At 62.1% G+C, this 16,074-nt stretch carries 14 protein-coding genes; 8 read left to right on the top strand and 6 right to left on the bottom strand.

Features of this window, described 5'->3' with window-relative positions; translation table 11 throughout:
* Nucleotides 1-4: 4 nt before the first annotated feature.
* Both tilS and dacB read right to left on the bottom strand, forming a co-directional pair.
* Nucleotides 5-967, bottom strand: coding sequence for a tRNA lysidine(34) synthetase TilS (gene tilS / locus ABRP95_RS02520; RefSeq protein WP_284770312.1), 963 nt, complete (start codon nt 965-967; stop codon nt 5-7).
* Nucleotides 968-2,254 (bottom strand): D-alanyl-D-alanine carboxypeptidase/D-alanyl-D-alanine endopeptidase, encoded by a 1,287-nt coding sequence (dacB, locus tag ABRP95_RS02515; protein ID WP_349838902.1) that lies wholly within the window; start codon nt 2,252-2,254, stop codon nt 968-970. It lies immediately after the preceding gene.
* An 82-nt stretch (nt 2,255-2,336) separates the two neighbouring features.
* On the opposite strand from dacB, the gene ABRP95_RS02510 reads away from it, so the two are divergent.
* On the top strand, nt 2,337-2,810 hold the full coding sequence (locus ABRP95_RS02510) for an inorganic diphosphatase (protein ID WP_349838901.1): 474 nt from the start codon (nt 2,337-2,339) through the stop codon (nt 2,808-2,810).
* Nucleotides 2,811-3,187: 377 nt separating this feature from the next.
* The gene (locus ABRP95_RS02505; protein WP_284785154.1) at nt 3,188-3,901 is read left to right on the top strand and encodes a DUF559 domain-containing protein; all 714 of its coding nucleotides are present in this window, start codon (nt 3,188-3,190) and stop codon (nt 3,899-3,901) included.
* Nucleotides 3,902-3,960: 59 nt separating this feature from the next.
* Here ABRP95_RS02505 and ABRP95_RS02500 read toward each other — a convergent pair whose 3' ends face one another.
* Both ABRP95_RS02500 and ABRP95_RS02495 read right to left on the bottom strand, forming a co-directional pair.
* Nucleotides 3,961-5,361, bottom strand: a complete 1,401-nt coding sequence (locus ABRP95_RS02500; protein WP_284851703.1) for an FtsX-like permease family protein — start codon at nt 5,359-5,361, stop codon at nt 3,961-3,963.
* Nucleotides 5,358-6,044 (bottom strand): ABC transporter ATP-binding protein, encoded by a 687-nt coding sequence (locus ABRP95_RS02495; RefSeq protein ID WP_284850177.1) that lies wholly within the window; start codon nt 6,042-6,044, stop codon nt 5,358-5,360. Before ABRP95_RS02495 ends, ABRP95_RS02500 begins: the two co-directional genes overlap by 4 nt.
* 107 nt (nt 6,045-6,151) lie before the next feature.
* Here ABRP95_RS02495 and ABRP95_RS02490 point away from each other — a divergent pair, with 107 nt between their 5' ends.
* From ABRP95_RS02490 to ABRP95_RS02465, 6 genes are all read left to right on the top strand, one after another.
* Nucleotides 6,152-6,850 carry a sensor histidine kinase gene (locus ABRP95_RS02490; protein WP_284850176.1) on the top strand — a complete coding sequence of 233 codons (699 nt, stop codon included), beginning with the start codon at nt 6,152-6,154 and terminating at the stop codon, nt 6,848-6,850.
* Nucleotides 6,847-7,515, top strand: coding sequence for a response regulator transcription factor (locus tag ABRP95_RS02485; RefSeq protein WP_126319831.1), 669 nt, complete (start codon nt 6,847-6,849; stop codon nt 7,513-7,515). The genes ABRP95_RS02490 and ABRP95_RS02485 overlap by 4 nt, the downstream gene beginning before the upstream one ends.
* Nucleotides 7,516-7,539: 24 nt before the next feature.
* The gene (locus ABRP95_RS02480; RefSeq protein ID WP_284770305.1) at nt 7,540-7,836 is read left to right on the top strand and encodes a rhodanese-like domain-containing protein; all 297 of its coding nucleotides are present in this window, start codon (nt 7,540-7,542) and stop codon (nt 7,834-7,836) included.
* A gap of 37 nt (nt 7,837-7,873) precedes the next feature.
* A complete protein-coding gene (locus ABRP95_RS02475) occupies nt 7,874-8,332 on the top strand; it encodes a MarR family winged helix-turn-helix transcriptional regulator (RefSeq protein WP_284770304.1) in 459 nt (152 codons plus the stop codon).
* 2 nt (nt 8,333-8,334) lie between these two features.
* Nucleotides 8,335-12,258 carry a Pls/PosA family non-ribosomal peptide synthetase gene (locus ABRP95_RS02470; RefSeq protein ID WP_349838900.1) on the top strand — a complete coding sequence of 1,308 codons (3,924 nt, stop codon included), beginning with the start codon at nt 8,335-8,337 and terminating at the stop codon, nt 12,256-12,258.
* Between the two features lie 199 nt (nt 12,259-12,457).
* Entirely contained in the window at nt 12,458-13,249 is a 792-nt protein-coding gene (locus ABRP95_RS02465) for an Abi family protein (protein WP_296089762.1), read from the top strand.
* Between the two features lie 103 nt (nt 13,250-13,352).
* Here ABRP95_RS02465 and ABRP95_RS02460 read toward each other — a convergent pair whose 3' ends face one another.
* Nucleotides 13,353-14,501 carry an alpha/beta hydrolase gene (locus ABRP95_RS02460; protein ID WP_349838899.1) on the bottom strand — a complete coding sequence of 383 codons (1,149 nt, stop codon included), beginning with the start codon at nt 14,499-14,501 and terminating at the stop codon, nt 13,353-13,355.
* A gap of 265 nt (nt 14,502-14,766) precedes the next feature.
* Nucleotides 14,767-15,666, bottom strand: a complete 900-nt coding sequence (ppk2, locus tag ABRP95_RS02455; protein ID WP_284782617.1) for a polyphosphate kinase 2 — start codon at nt 15,664-15,666, stop codon at nt 14,767-14,769.
* Between the last annotated feature and the right edge of the window lie 408 nt (nt 15,667-16,074).

Here is a 16,074-nt window from a genome sequence, read left to right as displayed (position 1 = left end):
TCCTTTAATGACCAGACAATAGTGCCAGTTTGCCACCTATACGTGCTACTTCCAACCTCTGCCCCGCCTGCCGCGCCGAACTCACAGCCACCGGCCCTTGTCCGTGCCAGTTGGTACACAGCTTGCCGATGCCCCCGATCCCCTCCCTCGTCACCTTCACTCCCCGCTCGATGAGCCAGGCTGCAATAGCGCGTCGGCGCCGCGGCTCCGGCAGCGCGGCCAATTCCGCACAGTCCGCGGTGGCCGGCGTGGCGAGGTATTCTTCATCGCGCGCGGTATCCATCGCCGCCTGCGCCAACGCCGGTACCGCATCACCGCCGATAACCCGCGACAACTCTGGGATGATCTCCCGGCGCAGCGCTACCCGCCGAAAATCCGTATCCGCGTTCTGCGGGTCCTGCCACACGTCCAGCCCCAGCTCCGCGCACGCACCCTCCGTATCGGCACGGCGCACTTGAAGGAATGGCCGCACCACGCGCGCGCCTTCCACTATTGCCCGCTCCGGCATGCCGGCCACCCGCCCGCGCAGAGCGCCAAGAAGGAGCGTTTCCGCCTGGTCATCGGCCGTATGCGCCACGGCAATCTCCAGCGGCCCTTCTCCCCCGCGTGCGGCCGCGGACATCGCTCGGTAGCGCTCTTGCCGAGCCACCGCTTCCAGCGAATTCCCCCCTTTGTCCGGCACTTGCACTGCGAGCACTCGTGCCCGCGCACCCAAACTCTCTGCTTGCCGAGCGGCCTTCTCTGCCTGCTCACGCGAACCGTCTTGCAAGCCGTGATCCACGCATAATGCGATTACGTCGTGGCCCTCCGCGATCATCGCCGCGCACAGCGCTAAAGAATCCGCGCCGCCGGATAGCCCCACCGCCACGGCGTGGCCCATCTTCGCCGCGCGGACCGCTCGCCGGCAGCTCAAAAAGTGCGGCGAGACCCGCGGCCAAAACGGCGTTACTCCAGGCTGTGGACTCATTTAGAACTCGTGCAGCGCCGCGGCAAGGCCATCTTGGGCCGCACGCGCCGCCATAATCTCGCCATCATTGACCAAGAACGCAAAGGAATACACGCGCCCGGATTGGCCCTGCGCGGTGCCCGCCAGCGCGGATACCCCCGTCAACGTGCCGGTCTTCGCGCGGACAAATCCGCGCGCCGCTGACTCCCCGTAGCGCTCGTGCAGCGTTCCGTCTCCTCCTGCGACCGGCAGATACGCCGCCAAGGGGCGCAGCTGCGGATCCTCGACCGCGCCGTTAACAATCTCCGCCAGCACGCTCGCGCTCAACCGGTTATCTACAGAAAGGCCCGAGTTGTCCTTGATATCCACGCCGCTGACATCGAACCCGTGCTCGCGCAGCACGTCCAGCGTGGCTTGGGTACCTGCTTGGAAGCTGGGGTTTTTGCCGCGGGCATCGGCAAGCTCGCGGGCAATAGCCTCCGCCATGACGTTATCGGAATGCCGCACCATCTCCAGCGCGCGCTCGCCTAGGGGATCCGACTCAACGCTGGCCAGCTGCTCTGTGCCTTCCGTCACCGTGCCGGGGGCGAATTTATCCGTGCCCAGGCGTTTGGCCAGCTCGCCCGCAACATCGAGGGCCGGGGTGTGGCTGCGCGGCACATCGCCCTCCGTAGCGCCCATGCGCCCGCCGTACAACATGGCCGGCTCCATGGGCGCGACGAAACCCTCGTCGACGTTTTCCGGATCCCAGCCCGGCGCCTGCGGCTCGCCCGCCCACGCGGAGGTATCGATGTACACGCCCGCCACCTGGGTGCCGGTCTTTTTAATCTGATCCGCCAGGTCATCGAGCTGCTCGTTGGTCATCCAGACATCGCCAGCCGCCTTGATCACCACATTGTTCGGGTCCTTGCCGCGGTAGACCTTGGTAGTAATCCGCTTCGACTCATCCAGGGCCAGCGTTGCCGCGGCGGTGGTCAGCACCTTCGTCGACGAAGCCGGGGTCAGCGCCTTATCCTCATCACTCTCCCAGACCACCGTGCCGGTCTCACTATCGATTACCTGCCCGCCAAAGGTAGCCAAATCCTCGCTCTTGCCCAGCTCATCGAGCTTTGCGCTGAGCGCCGCAAAGTCCACGTCCTGCGCCTTAGCCGGCTGCAGGGGATTTTCCGGGGCCTGCACCGTTTCGGCCTCGCCATGCGAAAGATCGCCGTACTCGCGCTGGATGCTAACCCCCAGCGCAGCCGTACCCCCGACCGCCGCCGTGACCACCAGCGCGGTTACTGACCACCAAACCTTCTTAGCTTTCATCGCCACTAACCCTAGCGCGGATGGGCGACGCGCTAGACTATTGACAGTAATTAATACCCAATCCCACATGGAGGACACCACTGTGAGCGTTGAAGTAACCATTGAAATCCCAAAGGGCTCCCGCAATAAGTACGAGGTGGACCACGAGTCCGGCAAGGTCTACCTAGACCGCTACTTGTTCACCCCAATGGCCTACCCCGCCGACTACGGCTTCATCGACCACACGCTTGGCGAAGACGGCGATCCCCTCGACGCCCTCGTCATCCTCCCCGAGCCCGTTTTCCCCGGTGTCATCGTTGAGGCCCGCATCGTCGGCGTGTTCAAGATGACCGATGAGGCCGGCGACGACGACAAGCTGCTCGCCGTCATCGATGACCCGCGCTGGGAGCGCTACCAGGACATCGACGATGTGGAACAGCACATCAAGGACGAAATCGAGCACTTCTTCGTCCACTACAAGGACCTCGAGCCCAACAAGGAAGTTTCCGGCTCCGGCTGGGGCGACAAGGCCGAGGCCGAGAAGATTCTGGAAGAGGCCAAGGCTCGCCTGAAGTAGGCTACTGGGTTTCGGGGGCTGCGGGGATTTGGTCGCGGGTTTTTCGCGGCAAAGAAGCCTGCTGTGGCGCCCAAGTGACCCTTTTGGCGCCCAGCTGATGCGTTTTTGCAAATAGGCCACGGAAACCGTGGGGTTTGCGGCCACTATTTGTTAAAACGCATCAAACACGGGCCCAAACACCAGCAGCCCGCCGCAAAACACGCCAACAAACCGCCAAAACGGGCCACACAACCTTCGTTTCGGGGGATCGAGGGATACGAATGGAGATTTTTCGGGGGAAAAGTGCCGCTCAACAAGCGGTACGCCAAGGGGCCGTCCGGATTGCGAACGGCTTCTGCCTGTCAGAGGAGCCGACGCCGAACCAGCTCGCGCGCATCATGAGCGAGCAATGGCCGGATTGCGCGCTCGACGGCTACTCGGCCGCACTCAAGCACGTCGAAAAGCCGCTGCGCTTTCCGCTGGAGTTCCTGCGCAGCTCATCACTGCCGTCGAGTAAGTACTTCACTTCGCGCCGCGCCCGGCCGAAGGGCGCGTTGACCTGGGACGGCGTCACCGTGTGCAATCCGCTACAGGCGGTCGAGGCGATGCCGGAGGATGATGCGGTCGCTTTTCTCGAGGACTTCTACTCCGGCAAGGACGGACTCCAACGGCTAGAGCTGAATAAGCTGGACTACCAGCGGTTTCCGCGGCCGGTAAAGCGTGCGTTGGACAGGGCGATCATCGGCACGGATAGCGTGCCGGAGCGCCAGTTAACGCGCTCCCTCGCGCCGCACTTCACGGTCCAGAACAACATAAAAATAGGCCCCTACCACTGGGATCTGGTGATTAAGGAGCACAAGATTGCCATCGAGGTCGATGGCTACGCCTACCACCGGGGCGAAAACCGCCGCCAGTTTGAGTTGGACAGGCACAAGCTTAACGATGCCGTCCATCGCGGCTGGAAGCCCCTCCACTTCACCGCGACGACGATTGACCACTACCCGGATTTCGTGGTGCAGCAAGTAATGGCCACGGCAAAGAATAAGCGCCCCTTTGCGCGGCCGCCGTGGCAGTGGCACCGCTTGTGGCGGCATGAAGGCGCGCGGCGTTAGAGCAAGGCCCGGCGCAACAGCTGACCGGCGCAAGGCCCAGCGCAGCCACCGGAAACCGGCTATTCCTTGCGGCGGCCGCTGCGGAGAACGTGGCCGCGCAGGGGCTCGACGAGCGCGATGGCGAGGAAGGTCACCGCCCAGCCCACGGCGAGGAAGCTGAAGGAAATGAGGAGCCTCCCGGCGAGGTCGACGCCTTCGTCCCAGACGATGCTCAAGAACATTATGCCGGCGATGCCGGCACCGAAGAGGAAACCGAAGATACTGAGCGCGACGATGGGTCCCATCACGGCGAGGGTGTTCGTGCGGAATTGGAAGCGGCGCGGCACGCCCATCAGGTCGAGGGAGCGGATGAGTTCTTTGTCCTCGAAGGCTGATGATACTTGGCCGAGGAAGATGGACATGCTGGTCAGCGCGAAGCCGAAGAGCAAGGTCAGGACGACCCCGGTGGAGACGTCTCGGAACACGATGCCCGTTTCTTGTTCTTCTTTCATCGCGGTGGCAAGCGCATCGGTGCCATTGGGCGAGCCCATCAGGAAGCCGGCGAGGAAGCCGAAGAAGCCGATGGCCGCGCTTTGCCGCCAGGCGCGGCGGGCGTTGGCGCCCACGCGCTGGCAGGCTACGAGGTGTGCGGTGCCCGGGAGCAAAGCCAAAAGGCGCGCGCCGATTTGCAGGAGGTAGGGCGCGACCAGGTTGATGCTCATGATCACCGCGAAGAGCGGGACGGCCATGGAGATTTCGGGTGGGCCGGATTGGCCTTTGAGCAGGACACCGCCGACGGTGACGATGAGGAGGAAGGCGATGAGGCGCCACCATCGGAAAGCGGCGGGCATCTGGCGTTTAGCCACGCCGAGGGGGCTGACGCGCACGCGCCACATGCCAGCAAGGGCCGCGGCGAGGGCGAGGAGGAAAAGGACTGCGGCCACCGCGAGGTATCCCCACCAGGGCAAGATGATTTCCTCGAAGGCGACGGGGCGGTCCTGGAATTTCACGTGCGCGAAGACGGGGGCGATGAGCACGCTGATGAGCCAGCCCAGCACGATGCCGATGAGGGCTTGGATGCCGGTCTCCACGGCGGCCATGCGCTCGACCTGGTGGGAGCTTAGGCCCAAAAGGCGGAGGGTGGACAGGCGCTGTTCCCGGCCGGAGGCGCCGAGGACGGCGGCCTGCGCGGTCAGGTTGAAGAGTGCGGGAACGATGAAGGCGCAGGCCATGAGCGCGAGGACGAACCAGGGCATGAAGTAGTTTTCCGGGTTTTCGCCGGCGGCGGCGCGCAGGGCGGGCACGGCGTCTTCTGGGTGATGAACGCGCTGCCAGAACATCCAGGTGCCGCCGGCGACGAGAAAGGCGATGGCAGAACCCAGCGTCAGGCTCACGATGGCCAGCACGCTGACAATGCCCGCACCGGAGCGGGCGCGGACGGATTCGCGTTGGAGGCTGAGGACTAGGGTCGCGGTATTCATGGCTGCACCCCCAGGCGGCGGTCATCGTGGATGATGCCGTCGCGGATTTCCACGCGGCGCTGCATCCAGTCCGCCACCTTGGGGTCATGGGTGACCATGACCAGGCTGGCGCCGGATTGGCGCACGGTGGTGGTCAGCATCTGCATGACCTCGTGGCCGGTGGCTTGGTCGAGGGCGCCGGTGGGCTCATCGGCAAAGACGACGCCGGGGTTGGCCACGAGGGAGCGGGCGATGGTCACGCGCTGGGCTTGGCCGCCGGAGACTTGGGCGGGGCGGCGCTCCGCGAGATCGCCGAGCCCCAGCTGGTCGAGCAGTGACAGCGCCTTCGAACGGGCCGCGCGCCGGCCCATGCCGTTGAGCATCGCGGGCAGCGCCACATTGTCCAGGTTGGTCAGTTCCGGCAAAAGCTGGCCGTCTTGGAAGACGAAGCCGAAGTGGCGGAGGCGGGTGCGGGAGCGGGCGGCATCGGAAAGCGTGGAGATGTCCGCGTCGCCGAAGCGCACGGTGCCGTCGGTGGGCGTGAGCACGCCGGACATGCAGTGCAGCAGCGTGGATTTGCCGGAGCCGGAGGGCCCCATGATCGCGACGAGCTCGCCTGGGGTGATGTCCAGGGTAATGCCGGCTAGCACGGGGCCGCCGCCAAAATCCTTCGTGATGTCGTGGAGGGAAAGTGTCTGTGTCATGCTGTTCATTTCACCGTGCCGGGCGCGCTATTCCTACAGCGCTAAGGATACTTTCCGGGTAGTGCTAGCTTCACCCCTGCCCGGGGCGCGCGATTAGGCTTGGGGGCGTGTTTTTCAGCAAGAAGCAGGCCACCAGCAATGAGGAGCGGCAGGCGCGGGTCATCGCGGAGCTGACGGCTTCGCGCCGCGCGATTGCGGATGCCTACGAGGTAGAGCGCGCCCGCATCGAGCGGGACCTGCACGATGGCGCGCAGCAATATTTGGTGGCGGCAAGCATGAAGCTCGGTGAAGCCCTGCTGGATGCCACCGGCGCCGAGGCCGAGCTGCTCACCGCCGCGAAGCAGGACGTGGATCGCGGCCTGCGTTCGCTGCGCGCGACGGTGCACGGGATTCACCCGCAGGTCCTCCAGGATCACGGTTTGGTGGCCGCGCTTGCCGATGCCGCCTCCGCCCACGGCCCCCACGTCAGCGTCTACGCCCCACACCCGTTGCCGCGGCTTTCCGCCAGCGTGCTGGCCTGCGGTTATTTCTTCGGCACCGAGGCGCTGACCAATGCCGCGAAACATGCACCGAGCGCGCCGGTCTCGGTGCTCATCACCTCGGATGCGGCCCTGCGTATTTCGGTGGTGGATGAGGGCCCGGGAGGGGCGCGGATGGAGCCGGGGCGCGGGCTTGCCGGCATGTCCGAGCGGCTGGCGGCTTTTGGCGGGGAGATGTCGCTGTCCTCGCCGGAGGGAGGTCCGACGCGGGTAAGGTGCACGATTCCGCTCCTTTTGGAGCGCGGGCAGACGGGAGTATCAGCATGAGTGGATTGAGGATTGTGATTGCGGATGACTCCGCGATCCTGCGCGAGGGCCTTGCCGGGCTCTTGGAGCGCCGCGGCCACGAGATTGTGGGCAGGGCGGGGACGGCGGTGGAGCTGGAGGGAGTCATCGGCAAGCTGAGTGCCCAGTTGCCGGATGTGGTGATTACGGATGTGCGCATGCCGCCGGAGATGGGCGATGATGGACTGAAGGCGGCGGTGGCACTGCGCCGCGCTTATCCGGGCCTGCCGGTGATGGTGTTATCGCAGTACGTGGCACCGGCGTATGCGGTAGCACTTTTTGATTCCCCGGATGCGGGCACCGGGTACCTGCTCAAGGATCGCGTCTCTGAGGTGCGCGATTTCCTGGCCAGCCTGGAAGTGGTGGCCCAGGGCGGCACGGTCATCGATCCGACGGTGGCGCAGGCACTCATGCGCTCCGGGCGCAGCGGGTTGGGCGAGCTCAGCCCGCGCGAGCGCGAGGTCCTGGAGCTGATGTCACGCGGGAAATCCAATAAGGACATCGCCGCCGAGCTGGTGCTCTCGAATGCTGCGGTGGCCAAGCACGTCTCCAATATCTTTACCAAGCTGCGCCTGGACCCCAGCGAGGATAACCGCCGCGTAAAGGCGATTTTGCAGTACCTGTCCGCGGCCACCTACGGCGGCTAGCGCGCGGCACGTAGACTGCGGGGTATGAAAAACGTACAACCCACCGAAGTTCCAGCAGGCGCGCAGCTTATCGATGTGCGCGAAAACGACGAATGGGCCACCGTGCACGCGCAGGGTGCGACCCATATTCCGATGAGTGAGATAACGGGTCGCATCCAGGAAATCGACCCGGACCGCGATATTTATGTGATTTGCCACCTAGGCGGGCGCAGCGCGCAGGTGTGCCAATATTTGGAGAACTCCCTGGGCTGGGATGTTATTAACGTCGAGGGCGGCACCAACCAGTGGGAGGCGGATGGCCTGCCCGTCGTCCGCGATTAATTGGCCTTTACCCATCTTTTGAGATTATGATGATGGTATGGCTTCCACTAATAATTCTGGCATACCAACCTCCCTGCTCGAATCCCCATCCTTCCAGCTAGAGCGCCTGCGCCGTCGCACCCGCGATGGCGTCGAGGTAGCTCTGCAGACCAAGCAGACCACCATCCGCGAGTTCTGGGTGCTCACCTGCCTCGTGGAGGCGGATGCCGCCTCCCAGTCCTTCCTGTCTGATACCTTGGCCATCGACGCCTCCGACATGGTGCGGCTTATTGATGCCCTCGAGGAGCGCGGCTGGGCCAAGCGCGAGCGCGACCCCAAGGACCGCCGCCGCCAAATCGTGGCCTGCACCAAGAAGGGCACCAAGACCTACAAGGACTTGGCGGAGCTCGTCGCCAATGCCGAGGATGACGCGCTCGACGTATCCACCAATAAGCAGCTCAAGCACCTGCGCAAGCTGGCCAAGGCCATCATCGCCGCGGACGAGGACGAGGCATAAGGATGGACGAACCCGAAGAGTGTAGTAGTCCTAATTTAGATCTTCCCAGCGTCCCGCAACAGTTTCTCTTGCGCGATTTGGCCCCGCGCCCGCGCACGTTGTGGGACATTATTACCACCACGGCTGAGATCCATCCGGAAGCCGCCGCGCTTGACGATGGCGAGATCATCACCTACGCCGAACTCGTCCACGAGGTCCAACTGTGGGCCGCAGAGCTGCACGTCAATGGCGTGCGCCGGGGCGATCGCATCGGCATCCGGATGACCTCCGGCAAGCGGGATCTTTACCTCGCCATCCTGTCCACCCTGGCCGCCGGTGCGGCCTACGTGCCGGTGGACGCGGACGATCCGGATGAGCGCGCGGAGATGGTCTTTGGTGAGGCCGATATTGATGGCCTGTTTAGCGATGACGGCTTCCGCTTCCTGCGCGAAACCCCGCGCCACGCGGCAGAGGGCGTCGAGGCCCCGCGGCCAGAAGATACCGCGTGGATCATCTTTACCTCCGGTTCCACGGGCAAGCCGAAGGGCGTGGCCGTAAGCCACCGCTCCGCGGCCGCCTTCGTGGACGCGGAGGCCAGCCTCTTCCTCATCGATCATCCCCACGGCCCGCTTGGCCCGGAAGACCGCGTGCTGGCTGGGCTTTCCGTTGCCTTCGACGCATCCTGCGAAGAAATGTGGCTGGCCTGGGGCCACGGCGGCTGCTTGGTCCCGGCTCCGCGTTCCTTGGTGCGCTCCGGTATGGACCTTGGTCCATGGCTGATTCGCCGCGATATCACCGTCGTCTCCACGGTCCCTACCCTGGCGGGCCTGTGGCCTGCGGAGGCGCTGGATAATATCCGCCTGCTCATCGTCGGCGGCGAGGCCTGCTCCCAGGAGTTGGTGGACCGCCTGGCCACCGAGGACCGCGAGATGTGGAATACCTACGGCCCTACGGAGGCCACGGTCGTCGCCTGCGCGCAACGGATGATTCCGGGGCGCGCGGTTTCGATCGGTTTGCCGCTGAATGGGTGGGATTTGGTGGTCATCGATAAGCAGGGCCAACCCGTTGGCCTGGGCGAGACCGGCGAATTGGTCATCGGTGGCGTGGGTCTGGCCAGCTACTTGGACCCACAGAAGGATGCGGAGAAGTACGCGCCGCTCGAATCCATGGGCTGGCAGCGCGCCTACCGCACCGGCGACCACGTGCGCCTGGAAGAAGACGGCCTGTACTTTGTAGGCCGCGTGGATGACCAGGTAAAGATTGGCGGGCGCCGCATTGAGCTGGGTGAGGTCGACGCAAATGTCGCCGCGCTGGATAACGTCTACAACTCCGCCGTGGCCGTGCAAAAGACCCCCGGCGGTGAATCCGTGCTGGTGGGGTACGTCTCGCTGGAGGATGAGGCGCGCGGATTTAACCACGGCGTGGCCCACGAACGCCTGGCGGAAACCATGCCCGCGGCGCTGGTCCCGCGCATCTGCGTGATGGATGAGCTTCCGGTGCGCACCTCCGGCAAGGTGGATAAGAAGGCGCTGCCGTGGCCGCTGCCTGGCGTCGGCGTGGAATCGACCACGCTGACAGAAACCGAGAAGTGGCTGGCCGAGCTCTGGGTCGAGACCCTCGGTGTATCCGTGGAGGATGAGAACGCCGATTTCTTTGACCTCGGCGGCACCTCACTTGCCGCTGCAACGCTGGTGGGCCACATCCGCGATCGCTACCCCACCGTGGCCGTGCGCGATCTCTATGACCACCCGCGGCTAGGTTCGCTGGCAGAGCTCATCGCCGGCGCCGAACCGCGCCCAAAGGCGGAGCAACAAGCACCGCTGCGCGAGGTCACCCCCGTGGGCGCGAAGACCCGCGTGGCCCAAACTCTGCTACAGATCCCCGCCATGACGCTGGCGGCGACTACCTGGCTGGGCTGGCTCATGCTGGGCTCGACCGTGGCCTCTGCCTTGGGCGTGGAGTGGGCGCAGTCCTTCCCGTGGTGGCTGGTCATTGCGCTGGTGCTCATCTTTGCCACGCCGCTGGGGCGCATTCCCATCGGTGGCTTTGGCGCACGCCTGATTACCGCCGGCATTACGCCCGGCGATTATCCGCGCGGTGGTTCGACCCACCTGCGCATCTGGGCCGCGGAACGGTGGGCCGATGCCTCCGGATCGCGCTCTATTGCCGGTGCCACCTGGGTCAATAACTACGCCCGGGCCCTGGGCGTGAAGATGAAGCGCGGCGTAGACCTGCACTCGCTGCCACCGGTGACGGGCCTGCTCACCCTGGGCAAGCACGCCGCGGTGGAACCGGAGGTCGATCTCACCGGCTACTGGCTCGACGGCGACGTCCTCCACGTCGGCGCCATCGACATCAAGGAAGGCGCCCGCGTGGGCGCGCGCTCTACCCTGCTGCCTGGCACCGTGGTGGGCAAGTACGCCCACGTGGAGGCGGGTTCCACCGTCACCGGCCGCAAGAAAATCAAGGACGGCCAGCGCTGGTCCGGCTCACCCGCCAAGAAGGTGGGCCGCTCCAAGCACCGCTTCCCCTCCAAGCCGCCGAAGCGCCGCCCCTGGTGGGTGGCCATTTACGGTGCGACCTCTCTCTTCCTGGCCGCGCAGCCGCTCATCGCGCTGCTTATAGGCGCCATCGTGGATTTAGCACTGGTGCATTCCACCTCCGGCAACCGCTTCATCGGCGCGGTGCTTTTCGCTCCCCTTGCGGCGCTTGCAGCCTTTGCCACCTACATGCTGCAGACCTGGCTGGGCGTGCGCATCCTGTCCATCGGCATCTCACCCGGAGTGAATCCGGTGCGCTCTGCCGCCGGCTGGCGCCTGTGGGCCATCGAGCGCCTCATGGATGAGGCCCGTACGCAGCTCTTCCCGCTCTACGCCTCGCAGCTGACCCCGCGATGGCTGCGCGCTTTGGGCGCGCGCATTGGCAAGGACGTGGAGATTTCCACCGCCGTGATGATCCCCGCGCTCACGGATGTCAAAGACGGCGCGTTCCTTGCCGATGACACCATGATCGGCGGCTATGAGCTCGGCGGCGGCTGGATTCACTCCGGCGAGGCCAAGGTGGGCAAGCGCTCCTTCGTGGGCAACTCCGGAATTACCGCACCTGGGCGCAAGCTTTCCAAGAACTCGCTGGTCGCGGTGCTGTCCTCCACGCCGAAGAAGACCAAGTCCGGCGCCAACTGGTGGGGGTCCCCGCCAGAGCGCATGCGGCGCGTTACCGCGCAGATCGATGCCCCCGCTGAGTCCGCCGAGGCCCTGACCTATAACCCGGGGTTCAAGCTCAAGGCCGCCCGCGGCATCGTGGAAACCATGCGCCTGCTCGCGCTGATGTTCTCGGCCATGCTGCTCGCCGCCACCCTGGGGACGCTGTATTACCTGCTTGCCGATGTCGGCTTCCTCACCACCTGGGCCCTTTCCGGCCTCGTGCTCATGGCGATGGGCGCCATCGCCATGGCCGTGACCATCGCCGTGAAGTGGATCTGCGTGGGCAGGCATAGCGCGGCCGACCACCCGCTGTGGAGCGTATTCGTGTGGCTCAATGAGCTACAAGATACCTTCGTGGAGGTCGTCGCCGCCCCGTGGTTCTTCCAGCACACCTACGGCACAGGAGAGATCAACCTGGGCCTGCGGGGGCTGGGTGTGGACATCGGCAAGGGCGCCTGGATCGATTCCTACTGGTTCCCAGAAACCGATCTCTGCCACGTCGGCGCCGGTGCCTCCGTGGGCCCCGGTACCGTGGTGCAAACCCACCTATTCCAGGATCGCGTGATGAGCCTGGATACCGTCACCATCGAGGCCGGCTCCACGCTCGCCTCCCACTCGGTGGCGCTGCCCGCCTCGCTCATTGGTGAATCCAGCACCGTCGGCCCCGGTTCGCTGGTCATGCGCGGTGACCGCGTCCCCGCCAATGCCACCTGGCAGGGCAACCCCATCGAGCCGTGGGGATAACCTACGCAAACACCAAACCCCGGCTTTAGACCGACCACCACAAAGTCAATCTAAAGCCGGGGTTCTGTAAGCAAAAGACCCCTCCTCAGCCAAGCCGCTGAACGGTTGACCACCACGAGAAGGGGAATACTATACCGAGTATAATCGGACGCGGCCCCTCAATCAAAAATATTTTTAAAGAGCCCTTAAGTTGGTAGCCATGAGTAGTAAACGGATTAAAAAAGAGTGGTTATCAGAAAACAGGTTGGAGCCCTACCTAACAAAAACTGGTGGATCCACAGATAAGGCTTTTGAGCTTTACGAACTCGATCGCCACCTTAGTGCTTCCCTTTTTCACGAGATAGCCTTCATCGAAGTAGCATTACGTAACTCAGTTTCTGGATATCTCAGCACCGAATACGGAGATGATTGGTATTGCAAGCTCGAGATGGGGTTCGATAAACGGGTTCGAGACAATATCACAGAAGCATGGAATAGCCTGCCAAAAGACTTCACCAAGAATACCGAACGAAGCAGAAGGCTGGGAGGAAGGGTCATTGCTGCTTCCATGTTTAGAACTTGGACAAATATCCTCGATAAAGGAGGCTCCACGGGCTTACCAGTCCCTTTTAACAATGCTGATCACGACAGAATTTGGTCCCGGCAAGCTTTAATTTCTGTCTTCCCAGGTGCGAATTCAGTAGCTCGGAAGAAAGATCCAGAATATTCCACTCACGGTCTGACCCGTAAGTGGGTTCATTCCAAAATCCTCGAGATAAAGAAAATTAGAAATAGGGTTGCGCATCACGAGTCTGTAGTCCTTCGCGGCATCCCTGTCACGGGCACAGATACTCGATTACGGCCTAGAGAATGCCACGAGGCCTGCCACGATGTAGCAGCGATGTTGGACCGTGATTTAGCCTCTTACCTCACGGAAAACCTGCCCACAACAGCAATTCTCACCGAGTTGGACACCTTCTACGCAGGTCTAAATAATTCAAACAAATCATAAATGACCCACCTTCCCCAGGCCGCTAAAGCCTAAGTACCAACCCAACGGCAGGGAAAGCAGGTCATTGTGTGCCGAGCCTATTGAACCCGAGACACGCTATCTTCTACACGTGGCGACCCAGCCAGTCCACCACCTTGTCGAGAGCTTGGTCAGCGGCTGGCTCGTTGAAGACCTCGTGCTTCTGGCCCTCCCAGTTGACGTATTCCACGTCATCAGAGGTAATGGAGTTGTACCAGTCCTGGGAGAAGTACGGCGGAACGATGCCGTCCTTGGTCCCGTGCATGATAAGCGTCGGCGCGCTGAACAGGTCCGCGTTCACAGCATCGTAGGTTGCGATAGCACCCAGCTGCAGCGCGGTACCAGCGCTGGTCTTTTGCGCGATGAGCGGGCTCGTAGCGTACTCATCCTTCACGGCCTGGCTGGTGGAAATGCCCTCCGTGAACGGGTTGGACAGCATGATCTTCTTGGTGAACTCCGGCGACTGCGCACCAATGTAGGTGCGGTGGGGAATCAGGTTCTGCACGTAGTTAGCGTTGAAGCTGGTAATATCCGCCAACGGCAGGCGCTCGAACAGGGTGGGGTCGAGCTGCTTTTGCACCTCAGAGATCTCGTCCGGCGTGATGGTCTCGCCCGTTGCCTTCTTACCGGACAGGTTCAACGGTGCACCACCACCATTGGTGATGATGCCGTCCACCTTGCCAGGCTCACGAATGCCGTATGCCTGGACGGTCAGCGCGCCCATGGAGTGGCCCAGAAGGAAGGTCTTTACATCGGGGTGCTCACCCTTGGCCATGTCGACGACGCGGTCGAAGTCATTGAGGATGTACTGGAAGTTATCGATGTGTCCCAGCGGCGTGCTGCCGGAGGCAGACTTGCCGTGTCCCCGGTGGTCCAGGCGGTAGACGTTGTAGCCAGCGTCCAACAGGCGCTTGGCCACATAGTCATAGCGGCCAGAGTGCTCAGAAACGCCGTGTGCCAACACAACGTTGCCGCGTGGGTTTTCTACCAGCTGCTTGCGGTAGTAAATCTTCACGCCTTCGCCGTCGTGGCTATCGAAGTAGCCGTCTTCGTCGGCGATCTGCTTATCAGAAACGGTGGAGCGACCGAGCACGTCGGTCTTATCTGCCGTTGCTTCTGCTACTGGCTGGCCGCCTTCTGCAAAGGCGGTAGCGGTGAGCGTTCCCGATACTGCGATGGGCGCCATGGATACAGCGGTTGCGGTAGCCAGAACGCACAGTTTCTTCCTCATCATGTACGTACTCCTTTTAGTGGTTTGCATCACACATATTGACAGGATGACTTTTAGGTCACTTTGATAATAGTTTCCTGGGGGACGTAATTCAAATATTTTTTATTTATGGCTGTCCGCTTTTTAAGAAATAGCTGTGAGAATTATCAGGCACCCTCACGCTGCCGCCATAAAGAAGGCTGAGCCTCCTCAGCGGCCTTAGACATAGCAAAGCGGGAAGACCGATCTCTTCGATCTTCCCGCTCAACGGCGCTAGGGATTAACGCTACTAATCACCAATCTGGTCACGGCCGCGCTTGACGATGTTCCCGTCAGGCTCACCCACCACGTCATAATCTTTATTGGTGTATTCAAACTTGGACAAGACATACCGCATCGCATTGACGCGGGCGCGCTTCTTGTCATTGGATTTGATGGTGATCCACGGCGATTCCTCAGTATCCGTATAACGGAACTGCTCTTCCTTCGCGCGCGTGTAATCATCCCACTTATCCAGAGAAGCCAGGTCCATCGGTGAAAGCTTCCACTGACGCACCGGGTCAATCTGGCGGATAGCAAAGCGCGTGCGCTGTTCCTTCCGAGTAACGGAGAACCACAGCTTGGTCAGAGAAATACCCGATCCCAGGATCATGTTTTCTAACATGGGCACCTCGCGCAGGAACTCCGCGTGCTGGGACTCGGTACAAAAGCCCATCACTCGTTCAACGCCGGAGCGATTGTACCACGAGCGGTCAAAGAAGACGATTTCGCCTGCAGCCGGGAAATGCTCGATATAGCGCTGGAAATACCAAGACGTGGACTCACGTGGGGATGGCTTTTCCAATGCAACGGTTCGCGCACCACGCGGATTCAAGTGCTCGTTGAAACGCTTGATGGTTCCACCCTTACCGGCAGCATCGCGGCCCTCAAATAAAATGATGTGACGCTGGCCAGTTTCCTTGGTCCAGTTCTGCCACTTCAATAGCTCAATTTGCAGTGCACGCTTAATGGACTCGTATTCATTGCGAGTCATACGCTCTTCATAAGGGTAATTCTCGCGCCACGTCTGCACCGGAGAGCCATCCGGCATGATCAACGACGGATCATCCTCATCCGCTCCATCAACGACGAAGCCGTCGGTTTTTGCAAGGTCAATCTCAGGAAGGTCGTCGTCTTTAATATCAGCCATGCACTTAGTGTAACCCGAATGTAGACTTTCAGCGCGGCAACTTTTCCCAGCTATAGCCACTAAATAAAGAAAACGAAGTGTGAGGTAATTTGACTATTGTTCTTAGACGTTTGCCTTGATCCTCGTGCCTGCCCTCGGAAAGTGGACACACTGAGGGTTAGCTGTGCTGCCATCGTCAGTGTAGCTGAAGTCTCGGCTTCAAGGACACTAGGAGCCACAGGATTGCACCAGGAGTGCCGCCGGCACGTGTTATAGCGCATGCTCCACCGGAAGACTTCCTGGCTGAAGTGTCCAGATTTGCTCGGTTTGAGTAGATGGGAAAATCTGGAATAGAGAGTGTCTGATGGTTTGTGTGTGGGAACCCAACCCGCATAAGGAGATGAACCAGAATGACTACTATGGCGAGAC

It is taken from the genome of Corynebacterium sp. KPL2895 (assembly GCF_040225815.1).
GTDB lineage: Bacteria > Actinomycetota > Actinomycetes > Mycobacteriales > Mycobacteriaceae > Corynebacterium > Corynebacterium rhinophilum.
This window is presented reverse-complemented; position numbering and strand designations above follow the sequence as displayed.